We start from the raw sequence: 16,405 nt of genomic DNA on the forward strand, positions 1-16,405 counted from the left end.
GAATGGCCCGCACCAACATCAATGACCTCGTCGCCTTCCTCGCGGTCGCGCGGGAGCGCAGCTTCACCCGCGCCGCGGCCCAGCTCGGCGTGTCGCAATCGGCGCTCAGCCACACGGTCCGGGGCCTGGAGGAACGGCTCGGCCTGCGGCTCTTGACCCGCACAACCCGCAGCGTCGCGCCGACCGAAGCCGGCGAGCGCCTGCTCCGCAATATCGGACCGCGCTTCGCGGAGATCGACGCGGAGCTGTCGGCGCTGACCGCACTGCGCGAGACCCCCGCCGGCACCGTCCGCATCACCACGGGCGAACATTCGGCGCAGACCATCCTGTGGCCGGCGCTCGCAAAGCTGCTGCCGCGCTATCCCGACGTCAAGGTCGAACTCGTCGTCGACTACGGCCTGACCGACATCGTCGCCGAGCGCTACGATGCCGGCGTCCGCCTCGGCGAGCAGGTCGACAAGGACATGATCGCGGTGCGGATCGGGCCGGAGATGCGCATGGCGGTGGTCGGCGCGCCCGCCTATTTCGCCGCGCGCGGCAAGCCGAAGCAGCCGCAGGATCTGACCGCTCACAATTGCATCAATCTTCGCCTGCCGACCTATGGCGGAATCTATGCCTGGGAATTCGAGAAGCGCGGCCGCGCCGTGAAGGTGCGGGTCGACGGCCAGCTCGTGTTCAACACCGGCCTGCTCAGAATGAATGCCGTGCTGGCGGGGCTCGGTCTTGCCTATCTTCCGGAAGACCTCGTGAAGCGGGAGATCGCCGACGGGCGGCTGGTCCGCGTGCTCGCCGACTGGTGCGCGCCGTTTGCGGGCTATCACCTCTATTACCCGAGCCGGCGGCAGCCGACACCGGCTTTTGCGGTGCTGGTGGAGGCGCTCAGGTATCGGAAGTGACCCCCCTCGCAATCCAGAGGCCCTCAGCGGAAAGATTCTGGATTGCTTCGCTACGCTCGCGATGACGGCACGGAGAGAGCTGACGCCCGGTCAGATCGACCCGCGGAGCAGAATCAGCGCGCGACCACTTCGACTTCGCCGTCGACGCCGTTGACGACGTTGAAGCCGCGCTCGTAGACCTTGCCCTCGTTCTTGGCGATGGCGCGGTATTCGCCTTCGGAGAGCACGACGCGCGGGAAGGCGCCGATCGATTCCTTGATGACGTCGCCGCCGGGGGTCAGCACCGACCAGGCGGTGTTGGCAAGCGCCTCGCCGCCCTTGTCGCTGACGAGCTTCAGCGTGATGACGGCAGCACGGTGGGTGATGGTGACGTCGGTGAGCTTGCCGGCCTGGACACGGATGTCCGAGCGCACCACCGAATTGGCGTCGCCATAGTTGGAGATGATGTAGTAGGTCCCCTCGGGGATCAGCACGATGTCGCCGGCGGCGACGTTGGGCACCAGCGCGGCGCGCTCGCCGGCCTCGAACTGGCTGCCCTTGTAGATCGCGAACGAGATCTGGTTCTGCGGAATGCGGCTGGTGCCGACGCGGCCCTCGATGCGCAGGCCGCCGGCCGGCAGCACGAAGGACTCGCGATCGGTCTCGGCCTTCAGGCTGACCGTGCGCACCGCGCTGACGAGGCCGAAGGCGACATGCACGACGTAATTGCCGGGCGGCAGAACGATGTTCGGGGTGGCGTTGCGGTCCTCGCGGATCAGCTTGAAGGTGCCGTTCTCGTCGGGGCGGTCGGCGAACACGCGCCAGACCAGGCCGCTGGTGATCGCGGGAGCTTCCTTGCCGTATTTCGCGGTCAGCGACAGCACGCCCTGGCCGGGCACGGCGGCGTTGAGCGGCGCGGCCGGCGGCACGGTGCTGACCGCGGGCGGCGGCATGCTGGGCGAAACCGGCTGCGTCAGGGTCGGCGGCAGGCTTGGCTGAAGGCTTGGCTGAAGGCCTGGCGGTCCGGCGCCCGGCCCGGAGGGCGGTGCCAGATTGATGGCGCCGCCGGGATCGGGCACCGAGGCGGGCGGCACCGGCGGCGGACGATCAGAGAAAAGCTGCGCCTGCGCAGCGCCTTGACCAAGGGTAACGAGGCACGCAGCAACGATCAGCGCCGGCAGCAGCGATACGCTGCGCCGCCATCCGATGATGCCGTCACGCCTGAGAGTCATGCCCCTGCTTTTCACCGAAAACGCGGCAAATTCAAGCCTCTGAAACCCCGGGAAATACGGCCCGATACGGTTTTTTGGAACCCGCTTGACGCCTGCGTGATTACGCTGAAGGCAACCGCCCCCGCCATACTCCTGCCCCGTGCCCTTCCCAAACCGGCATAAACCATGCTTCGCGCCGGTTCTGGCGAAGCGCAAATACGGTGCCTAGTCTGATGAGTGGGGCTGGCCCGGCGTAGGAGAGTTTCGGTGCTGGATATCTTGAAGGGTCGAGGCGCGAACGGCTCGAATGGCGACAAGGTGGCCGAGAAGGTTGGCCTGGGCAGCATCCGCCGGCCGGTCATTGGCCTTTCCCTCGGTGGCGGTGCCGCCCGCGGCTTCGCCCATATCGGCATTATCAGGACCCTGCTCGCCAACGGAATCGTACCCGACGTCGTGGTCGGCACCTCGATCGGCGCGGTGGTCGGCGGCCTCTATGCGGCCGGTCGGCTCGATACTCTGGAAGAATGGGGCCGCAGCCTGCAAGGCATGCGCAACATCCTCGGCTATCTCGACATCCGCCTCAACGGCTCGGGCCTGATCGGCGGCGAGAAGCTGGCGACCCGGCTCGAGGAAGCCTGTGGCCAGACCCCGATCGAGGACCTCCCGATCAAGTTCGCCGCGGTCGCGACCGAGGTTCGCACCGGCCACGAGATCTGGCTGACGCGCGGCCGCGTGGTCGATGCGATGCGCGCCTCCTACGCCCTGCCCGGCATCTTCACTCCGGTCCTGATCGGCGATCGCTGGCTGGTCGACGGCGCGTTGGTGAACCCGGTGCCGGTCTCGGCTGCCCGCGCGCTCGGCGCCGAAATCGTCATCGCCGCAAATCTTTCCAGCGATATCTTCACCTATTCGACGACAGTCTATTCGCACGGCGCGATGCCTGAACCGGTGATCCCCGTGAGCGAAGAGACGACGTCAAAGCGGCGCTTCCCGAGATTCTTCTCGCCTGAGAAGACGGTGAAGCGCGAGTTCTTCGGAGGTGGCAGCGCCCGGCCCGGCCTCTCTTCGGTGATGGTCGACGCCTTCAACATCATGCAGGACCGCATCACCCGCGCCCGCCTCGCCGGCGATCCGCCGGATCTGCTGATCACGCCGCGGGTCGGCCAGTTCGGCTGGTTCGACTTCCACCGCTCCGAAGACCTCATCGCCTTGGGCACCCGCGCCGCCGAGCGTGCACTGGACTCCATCCAGGAGGCAATCCACGTGCTGGCGCCGCCGCCCGAGGGCACGGCGCCGAAAGCCGGCGCGCAAGACTGATCAGGCCGTCTAACTGATCAGGCCGTCTTGATGTAGTCGCGCAGGGCTTCCTGCTCGGCTTCGTATTCGCGGACGCGCCATTTGACGATGTCGCCGATCGAGATCAGGCCGACCACCTTGCCGTTGTCGACGACGGGCAGGTGGCGGAACTTGCCTGTTGTCATCATCTCCATGAGCTCGGCGACCGTGTCGGCTTCCTTGCAGCTCACGACCTTGCGGGTCATGACCTGAGCGACCGGTTCCTCCAGCACGGAAGCGCCGCGCTCGCCGAGCACGCGCACGATGTCGCGCTCGGACAGGATGCCTTCGAGCCGGCTCTGGTTCATCACCAGCACCGCGCCGATCTTCTTCTCACCGAGCAGCTTGACCGCGGCGGCCAGCTTGGCGTCGGGCTCGACGCTCATGATCTGGTGGCCCTTGCTGTTGAGAATCGAACGTACCGTCATTGTCGCCTCCCTGAATCGGAACCGTCCGCCTTTGGCGGTCCGGACTTGTTCTTCGAGTCTTCAACTAACAGTTTCGGCGCCGGTTTCACGCTTCAGGCGCTTTGCGAAGCATCGCCGCTAGCGGCTTGTCGCTTCGGAACATTCTTGGCGCAAATGATGGATGAATTCGGGCGGCACCGCAAGCGCCGCTTCAAATACGGTCTGAAACGTCCTGTGATGACGCATCCGCAGCATCGTTTCGCATGCGCGGCACGGGATCGAACAACGCAAACAGCAGGAGTCCCGCGAAGAAGCCGCCGATATGCGCCTGCCAGGCGACGCTCGTGGTCTCTGAATCGATCCCGATCGCACCGACGCCGAAGATGATGTTGACGCCGAACCACACCGCGAGGAAGCCCACCACCCGCCCGTCGCGCAGCGCCCGCGACAGCGGCAGCGCCGGAACTCTTGCGGCGGTATCGGCGTCCGATCGGTTGAACGACAGGAAGCTGCCGCGGACGAAGGCGAAGCGGATCGCCGCCGCCATCGCGCCCGACACCGAGGCCGAGGCGCCGATCATCGGCGCCACCGCGTGCTCGTGGGTCACGAGATGGGCGAGCGCGCCGGCCGCCGCCGTCACCGCGAGAAACAGGAAGAACCTGACAGGGCCAAAGCGCCGCGCCAGCGCACTGCCGAACGGCAGCAGCCAAAGCACGTTGAAGCCGAGATGGGTGAGATTGGCGTGCAGCAGCGAATAGGTGACGAAACTCCAGACCTTTGCGCCGGCCCCGCCGGGAATCTGCAGATTGAGCAGCGAGGCATCGTAGCGCTTGGGGATGAAGCCGAAGACGTCGATGGTCCAGTTCTCGAGCTCCGGCGGCAGCAGCACCCGCAGATGGATGACGGCCAGCAGGACGATATAGGCTGTCAGGGCCAGGGGCAGCGTCAGGATCGGCTCGCGCGGAGCCGCCTCGACGACGGCCGGCACGTCTGGCGACGAATCCTGCGGCGGAGAATCTTGCGGGGAATCCAAGGCAGCGTCGCTTTCAAGCCCGATCGGAGCGATCCGCTTGGAGATAGTCGCCTTTACCTGCCTTGCGCAAGTGAACAAAAGGAAAAGGCAGGGCCCTGGGAAGCCCTGCCTGTCCGTGCCGGCCTTCCGGTACTCCCAGGGAATAAGGTGTATCCCCACCCCTCCCCGCAGCCCGTGACCAAACTGTTTGACGCCCGTGTACAGGCCTCGCCGAGAACCTGGAGAAAAGCGGCGAGGCTTGCGACCGCGGTCACCATAGCAGGCGCCATGCCGGCGCAAAGCGCATAGTTAATTTAACGTTAACGACGCAAAGACGGCTCCGGAGGCGGCGAAAACGCCCTCGCGGCATGGACGCTGCAAATCCCCTCCTGCACAACAACAAAGGGATCGCGGGTGCACTGATGCGGGACAGGTTTGTCCCGCAAGGTTGCACCCCGGGGTGAGCGTTCAGTCATGAAACATCCGTCGAGCCGCGCGTTCTTCGCGTATTGGGACAACAAGCGCGGCGCTGCGCGGGCCCCTGACCGGGCCGATATCGACCCGGCGGCCGTCCGCGGCCTGCTCGGCGACATCTTCGTGCTGTCCTGCGAGCCCAGGTTCGGCTTTCCGTTCCGCGTCGCCGGCACGCGCGTCTGCGCGCTCGCGGGGCTGGACCTCAAGGACCAGAGTTTTGCGGCGCTGTTCACGGATGCCAGCCGCCGCGAGATCGAGGAGATCACGACAATCGTCGCCGACGAGACGCTGGGTGCGATCGCCGGTGTCACTGCCGCGCGCGAGGACGGCAGCAAGGCGCATCTCGAGCTGCTGCTGCTGCCCTTCAACGCCCGCCCGCATACGCCGGTGAGCGTGACCGGCGTGCTCGCGCCGTTCGACGACGAATGCGGCTCGCTTGGCCCGTTCGCCCTCACCTCCTGGCGCTATCTGCACCAGCCGGAGAAGCTGCTGCCGCGTGCGATCCGCAAATTGCAGGTCGCCCGCGGTCTGATGGTGTATGAGGGGCTGCGGTAGCTCTCGTTTCGATCTGAGCGACCTCGATGCAGGCTCTCACCGGGATGACAATGCCATGTCCGACATCATCAATTTCGGCGCGCTCCAGCTCCGCTTCCTGCAAAGCAAGGATGACACCGGCGGCAGCGTCGATATCTTCGAAATGACGCTGCAGCCGAATGCGCGGATGCCGATCCCGCACTATCACGACCGCTGGGACGAAACGATCTACGGGCTGTCCGGCGTCTCGACCTGGACGATCGACGGCAGGCAGACCGATCTTGACCCCGGAGAATCCATCTTCATCAAGCGCGGCATCGTACACGGCTTTATCAACCGTTCGACCGGGCCGGCGACATGCCTGTGCATCCTGAGCCCCGGGGTGTTGGGCCCGCAATATTTCACGGAGATGGCGGCGCTTCTGTCAGCCGGCACACCACCAGATCCCGCGAAGATGAAAGAGACGATGCTGCGCTATGGCCTGGTGCCGGCGCCGCCGGCGTGACACGCGCGAGAATGGGGACGGGCTGCCAAGCGCAGCCCGCCGGCACGTCTCGAAGGATCGCTTACGGCATCGCCAGATGCCAGGCACCGTTGAGAAAACCGTCGCCGGTGACGTCGCCGGGCTTGGTGTCCTTGGCGAAGGTGTAGAGCGGCTTGCCCTTGTAGGCCCACTGCTTAGAGCCGTCGTCGCGCGTGATGACGGTGTAGCCGTCGGCGGCGGTATCGCTGGCCTCGGCCTTCAGCACCGGCCAGTTTGTCGCACACGGGCCGTCGCAAGCCGATTTGCCGTCCGCGTCCTTGTCGAAGGTGTAGAGCGTCATGCCCTTGGCGTCGGTGAGCACGCTGCCCTTGTCGGTCTTGCCGGTCTTGGTCGGCGGCGCTGCGAACGCGGCGGGAACGATCGCGAGCGAAACGGCGAGCGTGAGCGCAAGGCGGATCGGGGATATCGTCATGGTCTCTCCTGTCATGCAATGGGCTTGCATGAGGTAGGACGCCGCCCGAGCCGTGGTATTCCTGAGAGCACGTCAAAGATATTTTTCGCTGCGCGCATCGTCGCATCGGAATAAAACGGGTTGAATGAGACCGACCGACATGAGCAAGCCGCATTGGCGTCCCGCGCACATATCCGACCTGCCGGCGATGAGTGCGATCGCGGCGCGCATCCATCCCGACCTTCCCGAGCGTCCCGAGGTGTTGGCGGAAAAGATGCGGCTCTATCCCGACGGCTGCTGCGTGCTCGCGGCGGACGATGCGATCGCCGGCTACGGCCTGTCGCATCCCTGGAAGCGGCAGCAGATCCCGCCGCTCGACCGATTGCTCGAACGGTTGCCCGGCGATGCCGATTGCCTCTATGTGCACGACGTCGCCGTGCTGTCCGACTTTCGCGGCGGCGTCGCGCGCGACTATGTCGCAACCATCGAGAAGCTCGCGCGGGCATCCGGCATCGCGGCGCTTGCGCTGGTGTCGGTCTACGCCACGCGGCCGCTGTGGGAAAGTTTCGGCTTTCAGCCCGTCACGGCGGATGCAGAGTTACGCAGCAAGCTTGCATCCTACGGGGAAGGCGCAATCTACATGCTTCGTGATCTCGCCGCAGCGCCGCGTGCCGACATCTGAACTTCCGCGGCTGGAGTTCTAGCCGCGGTGTTTCTTCTTTGCCTTCTTTCCCGGTGCGCCCTTCACAGACCACGGCGTGACCGAGGGCTCTGCCTGGCCCGGCTTGTTCTTGTGCTTCTTTTTCTTCCCGAAGGCCGGAGCATCTTCGAATTTCGGCGCGCGCTCGCCGTGAGGCTTAGGGCGTGGCTTGAATTCGCTCGGCTCGCGCGCACGGTCCTGACGTTCACGACGATCACCGTCGCCGCTCTCGCCCCGAGGCGCGTGGGACCGCTCTTGCGAAGGCGCCTGCCGCTGCGGCGCGTCCGCCATCGGCTCGAGGCGGATATTGTCTTCCTTGTCCGGACGCTTGATCTTGACGGCGAAGGAATCGGCGACCCGCTCGGAAATCTCGAACTCGGTCGTGGTGTCCATGATCTTGATGGCGCCGATGTCGCCCTTGTCGATGCCGCCGCGACGGCAGATCATCGGCAGCAGCCAGCGCGCTTCCGCGTTCTTTTTGCGTCCGATGTTGGCGCGGAACCAGACGCTGCCGTCCGCCATGCCATGTTTCGACGATTTTCCCGATTTGGGTCGAGGCCTTTCGGGGCGATCGTCGCCGCGCGAGTTGCGGGCATCGTCGCGCGGTGCACGGACATTGTCACGCCCGCGATCGTCGCGCGGCCGGCTGCTGCGCTCGCCGGGATCGATGATATCTTCGGGCGACGGCAGCCGCGCGCGATAGAGCCGCGCCAGCGCGGCGGCGATATCCTCGGCCGACCGCTCGGCCAAAAGCGCCTGCGCCAGCACCAGATCGTCGGCGGTCGTCTCCTCCGTGAACAACACGTCCTTCATGCGCTCATGATCGAGCTTGCGGATTTCCTCAGCCTGCGGCGCCGTCCCCCAGACCGCGTCGATGCCCGAGAGATTGAGCAGCAGCTCGGCGCGCCGCCGTCGTGCCGGCACCACCAGCAGGACGCTTGTGCCCTTTCGGCCCGCACGTCCGGTGCGGCCCGAGCGATGCTGCATGACCTCGGCGTCGTTGGGCAGATCGGCATGAATGACGAGGTCGAGGCTCGGCAGGTCGATGCCGCGCGCGGCGACGTCGGTCGCCACACAGACGCGGGCGCGTCCGTCCCGCAAAGACTGGAGCGCCACGGTTCGCTCGTTCTGTGTCAATTCGCCTGACAACGCGACGACGGAGAAACCGCGCTCCAGCAGCGCCGCCTGCAGATGCCTGACGCCATCGCGCGTGCTGCAAAACACCAGGGCGCTCGGCGACTCGAAGTAGCGGAGCACGTTGACCACCGCATGTTCGACGTCGCCGGGGGCGACCCGGATGGCGCGGTACTCGATATCGGCGTGACCGCCTTCGTCGCCGGCGACCTCGATCCGGAACGCCTGCTGCTGGTACTGCTTGGCCAGCGCGACGATGCCGCGCGGAAACGTCGCCGAGAACATCAGGGTGCGGCGCGTGTCCGGCGTGGTCTTGAGGATGAACTCCATATCCTCGCGAAAACCGAGATTGAGCATCTCGTCGGCCTCGTCGAGGACGACCACCTTCAATTCCGAGATGTCGAGGCGGCCACGGCGCAAATGATCGCACAACCGGCCGGGCGTGCCGACCACGATGTGAGCGCCGGCCGCAAGCTCGCGCTGCTCGCGCCGCGGATCCATGCCGCCGACGCAGGAGACGACGCGCCCGTCGGCGTGCTGAAAAAGCCAGGCCAGTTCGCGATGAACCTGCAAGGCGAGTTCGCGGGTCGGCGCGACGATCAAGGCGAGCGGTGCGCCTGCGCGCGCGAAGCGCTCGGCGTCGCCCAGCAGGTCCCTGGCCATGGCGAGCCCATAGGCCAGCGTCTTGCCGGAGCCGGTCTGGGCCGAAACCAGGAGGTCGCGGTCGGCAGCCTCGTCCGCGAGCACGGCGAGTTGAACGGGGGTCGGACGGTCGTAGTTGCGCTCGGCCAAAGCTCGGGCGAGCGGCGGACTCATGGTCGGGAAAGACACGGGATAAAACCTTGGTTGGTCCAGGCGCGGAACGTCGAGCCGCGCGACCTGAAGCTGCGCAGGCGGCAAATGGTCCGGCCGCACGCGTGGTGATTTGATTTGGACGCTCTTTACGCCAAGCGCGGGCAAATCACCATGCCTATGACGCATGGCCTTGGCGCCATCGGGAATAAGCTTACCGGCCGCGTGACCCACTACATCCAGCGTTTTCCGGCCGATTTGCTGCATATAGCGGGATTCTGCGTCAAATCAGGTCCGGGGACCGCATAGCCAGGCAAGATCGCCCGATTGGCTGGCACCAAGTCTTGTCGCATCCGAAATTCGATCCCAGATCGTGCCTGACGGGAGAGCAACGGGTGAAACATGGCCGACAACATATCGCTTGCCGACAAGCTCGCGACCTTTGAGGACTTCTGGTCTCCACGGACGATCACGACCTTCAACGATTGCGACGTCATGGTGGTGAAGGTGAAGGGAGAGTTCACCTGGCACAAGCACGACGACACCGACGATTTCTTTCTCGTCCTCAGGGGTCGTCTGGACATCGAGCTGCGCGACCGCACGGTGACGCTCGGTCCGGGCGAACTCTACGTCGTGCCCAGGGGTGTCGAGCATCGCCCGGTGGCGCGCGAAGAGACTCACCTCCTGCTCATGGAGCCGACGGGCACACCGAACACGGGCGACAAGGCCACCGCAGCGTTGCGCAAGCTCGCATAGAGGGGCAACGTGCCGGCCCTAATCCCGGGAGGTCACCAGCCTGCCGAAGCCGCCGACCAGCCTGCCTCTTGCCCGCGCGACAGCGTCCCTCGCCGCGCGGCTCAAGGCGCGGATGGCGCGCCAGGCTTCGGTCGCCTGCAGCCATGCCTTGACGTCGGTGAACTTGCCATAGGCCCAGGCGAAAGCCGGAATCCGCATCAGCTTGTCACGCGTGAGATGGAATAGGCGCTCGACCAGCACGAGCTTGAGCAGCTCGCCCACGATGAACGTCACAGCACCGCCCAAAACCTGTCCGGTTGCGGCAAGATAGGCCGCCACGGGCTTGATCGGCTCCAGAATGATCACGGGTACGGAAAACAGGGCGAGCGACGGATAAGGCGACAGCGATCTGATCCAGGCGCGCAATCGCCTGAACTGGAGATGCCGCCCGAGCCAGCGCGAGATTGGCCTCGCCACGGCCATGAAGACCGCATCCACCAGAAAGTAGATGGCGGCCAGGATGTAAGTGACGGGTTTCAGGATGCGCTTCACGATGAACTCTCCCGTCAACTCAAAGCCGGAACCTGGACCTAAGTTTCACCCCGGCGTGAATAACTCGCGGATTTTCGATGGAACTTTTCGGGCGCCGGTCCCAGTCTGCGCGGTTCAGAGCTCCGCGTAGACTTCCAGGAGATTGCCGTCGGGGTCGCGGAAGAACAGCGTGCGATGCCCGAAGGACTGGTTCGTCGGCGGTGACAGCAGCGCCACGCCCTGCCGCACCAGCTCATCGGCGCACGCATCGACTCCGGCTGCGGACACCTTGAAGGCCAATTGCAGCGAGGCAGTGCCGGTCGGGATCGGCGCATCGGCGGCGGTCCGGCCTGGCTTTGCGAGAGCCAGCGTGTTGCTGCCCAAGCCGTACTCGATCCAGTTCGGCGACAGCTCCCGCAGCAACGGAAAGGCGAGGATATCCTCGTAGAAGCGCCGCATCGCCGCCATGTCGCGCACGAAGACGACGGTGTAGTCGATCGCGCGGATGGCGCGGAAGGGCGAACTGGTGCGGTGGTCGGGTTCGGTTGTTTGTTCGTTTGTCATCTCGTCCTTCATTCCAAACTCAGTCTCTTAGCCTGCATGAGCGAACCGATATGCGGGAACGTTTGATCCCCAAACACCCCGGATATCGCATCGCTCATCCGGGCCACAAAACCTTATTCCACCAGTTCCGGCCATGGCACGATCGTCGACTTCACCGTCTTCATCGCCATCGCATCCCTCACCGCTTGCGCGACGCCCTCTTCCGTGAACGGATAGATCGTCTGCATCTTCAGCCAGGGGTATTTGCCCGCCGTGCGATAGAGCATGTCGACGCCGAGCGGCAGATCGTTGCCGGTAAAGCCCCAGGAGCCCAGCACGTTGAGGTCCTTGGTGCAGATGCGGTGCCAGGACGTCTCGATCGAGCCGGCATCGGTGAACTGGCCCATCTCGACATAGGTGCCGCCGTCGCGCAGCATCTCGATGCCTTCGGGACCGGCGGTCGGATGTCCCGAGCAGTCCATCACCAGATCGGCGCCGAAGCCGCCGACGATGTCGCGCACGCGCGCGATACGATCTTGCGGTGTCTTGAGCTCCTCGATGTTCACCGTCGCCTCCGCGCCGAACTCGCGGGCGAGCTTGAGCCGCGGCTCCTCCGGCGCGCCGACGCAGATCACGCGCCCTGCTCCCATCTCCCGCGCGGCCGCGACCGCCAGAATGCCGATCGGACCTGAACCCTGGATCACCACCGTGTCGCCCCAGCTGAAACCTCCGGCACGGGTCGCGCGGTTGAAGGCGCGGATACAGGAGGTCAGCGGCTCGGACAGTGCGCCCAGCCGCAGCGACATGTCGTCGGGCAGCTTGTAGATCTTGGTGCCCGGCAGCATGTCGAGATCGACATAGACATATTCGGCCCAGCCGCCCCACATGTGAGGCGCCATCTCGAAGCCGAGATAGCGGCCGTAATAGACCGGCGTCAGGCATTTGTTGGCGGTCTGCGGGTAATGGATGCAGTAATAGCAGCGGCCGCAGGGCATCAGCGGCGGGATCATCACTTTCGATCCGACCTTGAGCGGCTTGCTCATGAAGTCCTCGGTGAACTCGTCGCCGCATTCGACGATGATTCCGCCGAGTTCGTGGCCGAGCGTGAACGGCCAGGGCAGCGGCTTCGGCCAATGCCCTTTGAGGATGTGAAGATCGGTGCCGCAGACCCCGCAGGCACCGACCTTGATCAGCGCGGCCTTCTTGCCGACCTTCGGCCACGGCACGGTGCGGATGACGGGCTCCGAGCCCGGTCCTGCGTGGGTGCAGACGCGGATCTGGTCCATGGTGTGTCCTCGATGCCCGTCTGTTATGATTGGTGGTGCGGGCGTGAGGCGAAGCGTATGTGAGATGCGCGGTCGTGCCAAGGTGCGGCAGTTCGAGGGCAACGCCGATGCTGCGTGATTGTCGAAACGAGGATGCCGAGGCGATCACGCGCGTCGCGCCCGCAGCGTTCGCGGAGTTCGAGCAGCATTATTCCGACTGGCCGATGTTCTCCGCCAATGTCGCAAGGATACCGGAGCTGGCCAAGACCGGCGAGATCATCGTCGCCGAAGATGACGGCCAGATCGCCGGCGCCGTAACCTATGTCGGTTCGCAAGCCCCGAAGCCGGCCTTCTTCGAGCCGGCCTGGCCGATCATCCGCATGCTGGTGGTCGATCCGGTCACGCGCGGCAAGGGCATCGGCCGGCAATTGACCGAAGAATGCCTGCGCCGCGCCGAGCGCGACTAGGCGCAAGTCATCGCGCTGCATACGACGCCGATCATGACGGTCGCGCTGCCGATGTATCTGCGGATGGGATTTACCTGAGTTCGCGAGGCGCCGGATATTTTGGGCGTGCCCTACGCGTTTTACGTGAGGCCTGTGGCGTAGGCTACGGCGCCTGCCCGTCGCAACGGTGGAATGTGTGGCGGCGATGCATGGCTGATCTCCAGGCACACCCAAGTGTCTTGAGCGACAGATCGCCAACGTGTATGGCCGCAAGAGTCCCACCCAGGTGATCGCTTGAACCCCCTCCCCCAAAATCCCGTGGTCGCGTCCGGCTCGTTCGCGGCGATGAAGTCGGTGCCCTACCGCCTTCAGTTCATCGCCTACGTGCTGGCGATGATGGCGGACAATATCGAGCATGTGATCAGCTACTGGGTGGTGTTCCAGAAATTCCATTCCCCGACGTTGGGTGGTTTTGCCGTGCTGTCGCACTGGCTCCCGTTCCTGCTGTTCTCGGTTGCCGTCGGCGGGCTCGCCGACCGGTTCGATCCGCGCCGCATCATCCAGTGCGGCATGCTGCTGTTCATTGTGGCCTCCGCGGGATGGGGCTTCTTCTTCATCACCGACACGATCCAGATGTGGCACGCGATGCTGCTGCTGGTGATCCACGGCTGCGCCGGCGTGTTGTGGCAGACGCCGAACCAGCTCCTGCTCTACGACCTCGTCGGGCCCGCCGATCTTCCGAGCGCGGTGCGGCTGAACGCCATGGCGCGCTATCTCGGCATCCTGGTCGGGCCCGCCGTCGGCGGAATCATCATGCTGACGCTGGGCACCTCGCACGGCATCATCTTCAACACGCTGTTCTACCTGCCGATGCTGCTCTGGCTGTTCTGGGCGCCGGTGCGCGACAAGAGCGTCGCGGTGCGGCGCTTCGCGGTGCGCGGCCTTGCCGACATCATGCTGACGATCCGCGCCATCGGCACGCAGCCGGTGCTGACGGCGATGACGTGGCTCGCTGGCCTCACCTCCTTCATGATCGGCAATGCCTATCACGCCCAGATGCCGGGCTTTGCCGGCGATCTCGGCCATGGCGATCCCGGCGTCTCCTACAGCGTGCTGCTCGCGGCTGACGCGGCCGGTGCGCTGCTCGCCGGCATCGCGCTGGAATCCTGGGGACGCCTCAAGGGCACGCCGCGCACAGCGATCATGCTGGCGATGCTGTGGAGCGTGACGCTGCTCGGCTTCGCCGCGGTGCGGATTTATCCGGTTGCAATCGTGCTGCTGTTCTCTGCGGGCTTCTTCGAGCTGTCGTTCAACACCATGGCGCAGGCGCTGGTGCAGTTGAATGCACCGCACGACATCCGCGGCCGCGTCGTCGGCCTCTACAACATGGCGGGGCTCGGGATGCGGGCTTTCAGCGGCATCACGGTCGGGCTGTTCGGCGCGGCGATCGGCATTCACTGGTCGCTCGGGCTCTCGGCCGCGGTGCTGCTGGCGCTGCTGTGTCTCCTCTACGGGCGCGCGACGAGAAAGAGGGCCAGTTGACTCCGGCGTCTCGCCACCGCACGTTTGCACAGGGCTTGGGGAGATGAGGCGTTGCGCAATCGCTGGGGCATTCTTGCGATCCTGTTCGTCGTTCGCCTCACCATCGCGTTCCAGTTCCAGAGCGTGGCCGCGGTCGCGCCGCTGCTGCAACAGAGCTTCGGCGTCGGGCTCGCCGATATCGGCATTCTGATCGGACTTTATTTCACGCCGGGCGTGGTGCTGGCGCTGCCGGGCGGCGCGATCGGCCGGACCCTCGGCGACAAGCCCACGACCATCGCGGCGCTGCTGCTGATGACGGCCGGCAGCCTCGTCATGGCCGCAACCGATGTGTGGGGCTGGCAGATGGCAGGCCGGCTCGTCTCGGGCGCCGGCGGCGTGCTGCTGACGGTGCAGCTCACCAAGATGGGCACCGACTGGTTTGCGGGCAAGGAGATCGCCACCGCGATGGCGATCTTCGTCAACTCCTGGCCAGCCGGCGTTGCGATCTCGCTGCTGGTGCTGCCGGCGATCGGCACGGCCTATGGCGCAAGCGCGGTGTTCCTGGCGGCGGGCGCACTCACTGCAATCGGGATCGTGCTGATCACACTCTATCAGCCGCCGCCGGGGGCAACGGCCAGCGCGACCGGCTCCGGCCGGCTTGATCCCCTCGCGCTGCTGGCGGTGATCGTCGCGGGCGCGATCTGGGGTCTCTACAATGTCGGCTTCGCCATGATCTTCTCGTTCGGCCCCTCGCTGCTGGTCGAGCGCGGCTGGAGCATCGCGGCGGCAGGATCGGCAATCAGTCTCGTGATGTGGCTGTCCGTGATCTCGGTGCCAACAGGCGGCTATCTTGCCGATCGCTTCAAGCGGCCGTTCTTGCTGGCGATCGCAGCCAGCCTCATCGTGGCCGGGCTGCTGGCCTGGCTGACCCGCTCGGACGCGGTGATCACGATCCTGGTCCTGATCGGCCTCATCGGCGGCCATCCGGCCGGCCCGATCATGAGCCTGGCCGCCCGCGTGCTCCGCCCGGAGACAAGGGCGATCGGGATGGGCGTGTTCTACACGCTGTTCTATGCCGCGATGATGCTGGGACCGGCGGTGGCGGGCCGGCTCGCCAAATCGGCCGGGACCGCCGCGGTCGCGCTCGACCTCGGCGCGCTGACGGTGCTGGCCTGCCCGCCGCTGATGTGGCTTTTCGAGTGCATCGTGTCTGTCCGTAGTCGACGCGCCCAATCCTAACGCGGCATTAACCCTGTGCACCTTAGGGTCGTGCCGGACTCCGCCAGGCGGGGGGTCGGGTTGTGAAAATGGCGTTGGCGAACAAAAAATTTCTTCCGGCCGCCGAGGAACGTCGGCGTTTCCAGCGGGTGAAGGTTCACCTGCTCGGCCGCTATATGCTGCCGGACCGCCGTGAATTCCCCTGCCAGGTGATCAACATGTCGCCGGGCGGACTGGCGCTGCTGGCCCCCGGCATCGGCAATGTCGGCGACCGCGTGGTGGCCTATCTCGACCATATCGGTCGCGTCGAAGGCAAGATCACCCGCATCATCGACAACGGCTTCGCCATGACGGTCGGCGCGACGCCCCGCAAGCGCGACAAGCTGGCCGCCCAGCTCACCTGGCTCGCCAACCGCGACATCCTCAATTTGCCTGAGGACCGCCGCCACGACCGTATCGTGCCGCGCAACCCGATCGCGGTGCTGACGCTCGAGGACGGCACCAAGATGACCTGCCGCATCATCGATCTCTCGCTTTCGGGCGCGGCGATCGCCGCGGAGAACCGGCCGCCGCTGAAATCGACGGTGCTGCTCGGCCGCGTGCAGGGCCGCGTGGTCCGAAACCTCGAAGACGGCTTCGCGCTGGAGTTCGTGCACGCGCAGCCGATCGAGACACTCGAAGAGAGCGTTACCGCGCGGTAAAGCGCGACAGCGCCAAAACCACTGTATTTCGAGCCT

The 16,405-nt window shown here is 65.5% G+C and carries 18 protein-coding genes; 10 read left to right on the forward strand and 8 right to left on the reverse strand.

All coding sequences use genetic code 11. From position 1 onward, the window contains the following. The first annotated feature begins 2 nt into the window (after positions 1 to 2). Positions 3 to 896: a LysR family transcriptional regulator gene (locus tag JQ572_RS22925; protein ID WP_211385094.1), complete on the forward strand. Its 894-nt coding sequence runs from the start codon at positions 3 to 5 to the stop codon at positions 894 to 896. A 113-nt stretch (positions 897 to 1,009) separates the two neighbouring features. Here JQ572_RS22925 and JQ572_RS22930 read toward each other — a convergent pair whose 3' ends face one another. Continuing rightward, positions 1,010 to 2,107, reverse strand: a complete 1,098-nt coding sequence (locus JQ572_RS22930) for a hypothetical protein (protein ID WP_211385095.1) — start codon at positions 2,105 to 2,107, stop codon at positions 1,010 to 1,012. A 246-nt stretch (positions 2,108 to 2,353) separates the two neighbouring features. On the opposite strand from JQ572_RS22930, the gene JQ572_RS22935 reads away from it, so the two are divergent. Then, entirely contained in the window at positions 2,354 to 3,403 is a 1,050-nt protein-coding gene (locus JQ572_RS22935) for a patatin-like phospholipase family protein (protein ID WP_211385096.1), read from the forward strand. A gap of 17 nt (positions 3,404 to 3,420) precedes the next feature. Here JQ572_RS22935 and JQ572_RS22940 read toward each other — a convergent pair whose 3' ends face one another. Both JQ572_RS22940 and JQ572_RS22945 read right to left on the reverse strand, forming a co-directional pair. Then, a complete protein-coding gene (locus tag JQ572_RS22940; RefSeq protein ID WP_211385097.1) occupies positions 3,421 to 3,849 on the reverse strand; it encodes a CBS domain-containing protein in 429 nt (142 codons plus the stop codon). A 190-nt stretch (positions 3,850 to 4,039) separates the two neighbouring features. After that, on the reverse strand, positions 4,040 to 4,861 hold the full coding sequence (locus JQ572_RS22945; protein ID WP_211385098.1) for a rhomboid family intramembrane serine protease: 822 nt from the start codon (positions 4,859 to 4,861) through the stop codon (positions 4,040 to 4,042). 453 nt (positions 4,862 to 5,314) lie between these two features. Here JQ572_RS22945 and JQ572_RS22950 point away from each other — a divergent pair, with 453 nt between their 5' ends. Continuing rightward, positions 5,315 to 5,869, forward strand: a complete 555-nt coding sequence (locus tag JQ572_RS22950) for a PAS domain-containing protein (RefSeq protein WP_211385099.1) — start codon at positions 5,315 to 5,317, stop codon at positions 5,867 to 5,869. A 55-nt stretch (positions 5,870 to 5,924) separates the two neighbouring features. After that, positions 5,925 to 6,353 carry a cupin domain-containing protein gene (locus JQ572_RS22955; protein ID WP_211385100.1) on the forward strand — a complete coding sequence of 143 codons (429 nt, stop codon included), beginning with the start codon at positions 5,925 to 5,927 and terminating at the stop codon, positions 6,351 to 6,353. A gap of 61 nt (positions 6,354 to 6,414) precedes the next feature. On the opposite strand, the gene JQ572_RS22960 is transcribed toward JQ572_RS22955, so the two are convergent. Further along, complete coding sequence (locus JQ572_RS22960) at positions 6,415 to 6,804, reverse strand: COG4315 family predicted lipoprotein (RefSeq protein WP_211385101.1); 390 nt, start codon at positions 6,802 to 6,804, stop codon at positions 6,415 to 6,417. 139 nt (positions 6,805 to 6,943) lie between these two features. Between JQ572_RS22960 and JQ572_RS22965 the strand changes: the two genes are divergently transcribed. Continuing rightward, positions 6,944 to 7,465, forward strand: coding sequence for a GNAT family N-acetyltransferase (locus JQ572_RS22965; protein WP_211385102.1), 522 nt, complete (start codon positions 6,944 to 6,946; stop codon positions 7,463 to 7,465). An 18-nt stretch (positions 7,466 to 7,483) separates the two neighbouring features. Here the strand turns inward: JQ572_RS22965 and JQ572_RS22970 are convergent, their stop codons facing one another. Continuing rightward, on the reverse strand, positions 7,484 to 9,433 hold the full coding sequence (locus JQ572_RS22970; RefSeq protein WP_211385379.1) for a DEAD/DEAH box helicase: 1,950 nt from the start codon (positions 9,431 to 9,433) through the stop codon (positions 7,484 to 7,486). Between the two features lie 378 nt (positions 9,434 to 9,811). On the opposite strand from JQ572_RS22970, the gene JQ572_RS22975 reads away from it, so the two are divergent. Beyond that, positions 9,812 to 10,165 carry a cupin domain-containing protein gene (locus JQ572_RS22975; protein ID WP_211385103.1) on the forward strand — a complete coding sequence of 118 codons (354 nt, stop codon included), beginning with the start codon at positions 9,812 to 9,814 and terminating at the stop codon, positions 10,163 to 10,165. A gap of 18 nt (positions 10,166 to 10,183) precedes the next feature. Here JQ572_RS22975 and JQ572_RS22980 read toward each other — a convergent pair whose 3' ends face one another. From JQ572_RS22980 to JQ572_RS22990, 3 genes are all read right to left on the reverse strand, one after another. After that, positions 10,184 to 10,696 carry a hypothetical protein gene (locus tag JQ572_RS22980; RefSeq protein ID WP_211385104.1) on the reverse strand — a complete coding sequence of 171 codons (513 nt, stop codon included), beginning with the start codon at positions 10,694 to 10,696 and terminating at the stop codon, positions 10,184 to 10,186. Between the two features lie 114 nt (positions 10,697 to 10,810). Then, entirely contained in the window at positions 10,811 to 11,239 is a 429-nt protein-coding gene (locus tag JQ572_RS22985) for a VOC family protein (RefSeq protein WP_249129203.1), read from the reverse strand. 113 nt (positions 11,240 to 11,352) lie between these two features. Then, positions 11,353 to 12,504, reverse strand: a complete 1,152-nt coding sequence (locus tag JQ572_RS22990) for a zinc-binding dehydrogenase (protein WP_211385106.1) — start codon at positions 12,502 to 12,504, stop codon at positions 11,353 to 11,355. A gap of 107 nt (positions 12,505 to 12,611) precedes the next feature. Between JQ572_RS22990 and JQ572_RS22995 the strand changes: the two genes are divergently transcribed. From JQ572_RS22995 to JQ572_RS23010, 4 genes are all read left to right on the forward strand, one after another. Then, positions 12,612 to 12,950 (forward strand): GNAT family N-acetyltransferase, encoded by a 339-nt coding sequence (locus tag JQ572_RS22995; protein WP_249129206.1) that lies wholly within the window; start codon positions 12,612 to 12,614, stop codon positions 12,948 to 12,950. A gap of 273 nt (positions 12,951 to 13,223) precedes the next feature. Next, complete coding sequence (locus tag JQ572_RS23000) at positions 13,224 to 14,471, forward strand: MFS transporter (RefSeq protein WP_283814086.1); 1,248 nt, start codon at positions 13,224 to 13,226, stop codon at positions 14,469 to 14,471. Positions 14,472 to 14,522: 51 nt separating this feature from the next. After that, positions 14,523 to 15,689 (forward strand): MFS transporter, encoded by a 1,167-nt coding sequence (locus JQ572_RS23005; protein WP_211385107.1) that lies wholly within the window; start codon positions 14,523 to 14,525, stop codon positions 15,687 to 15,689. A gap of 68 nt (positions 15,690 to 15,757) precedes the next feature. Continuing rightward, positions 15,758 to 16,369, forward strand: coding sequence for a PilZ domain-containing protein (locus JQ572_RS23010; protein WP_094895511.1), 612 nt, complete (start codon positions 15,758 to 15,760; stop codon positions 16,367 to 16,369). Positions 16,370 to 16,405: the final 36 nt, after the last annotated feature.

The organism is Bradyrhizobium sp. SZCCT0153 (genome assembly GCF_018129995.1).
Taxonomy (GTDB): Bacteria; Pseudomonadota; Alphaproteobacteria; order Rhizobiales; family Xanthobacteraceae; genus Bradyrhizobium; species Bradyrhizobium japonicum_G.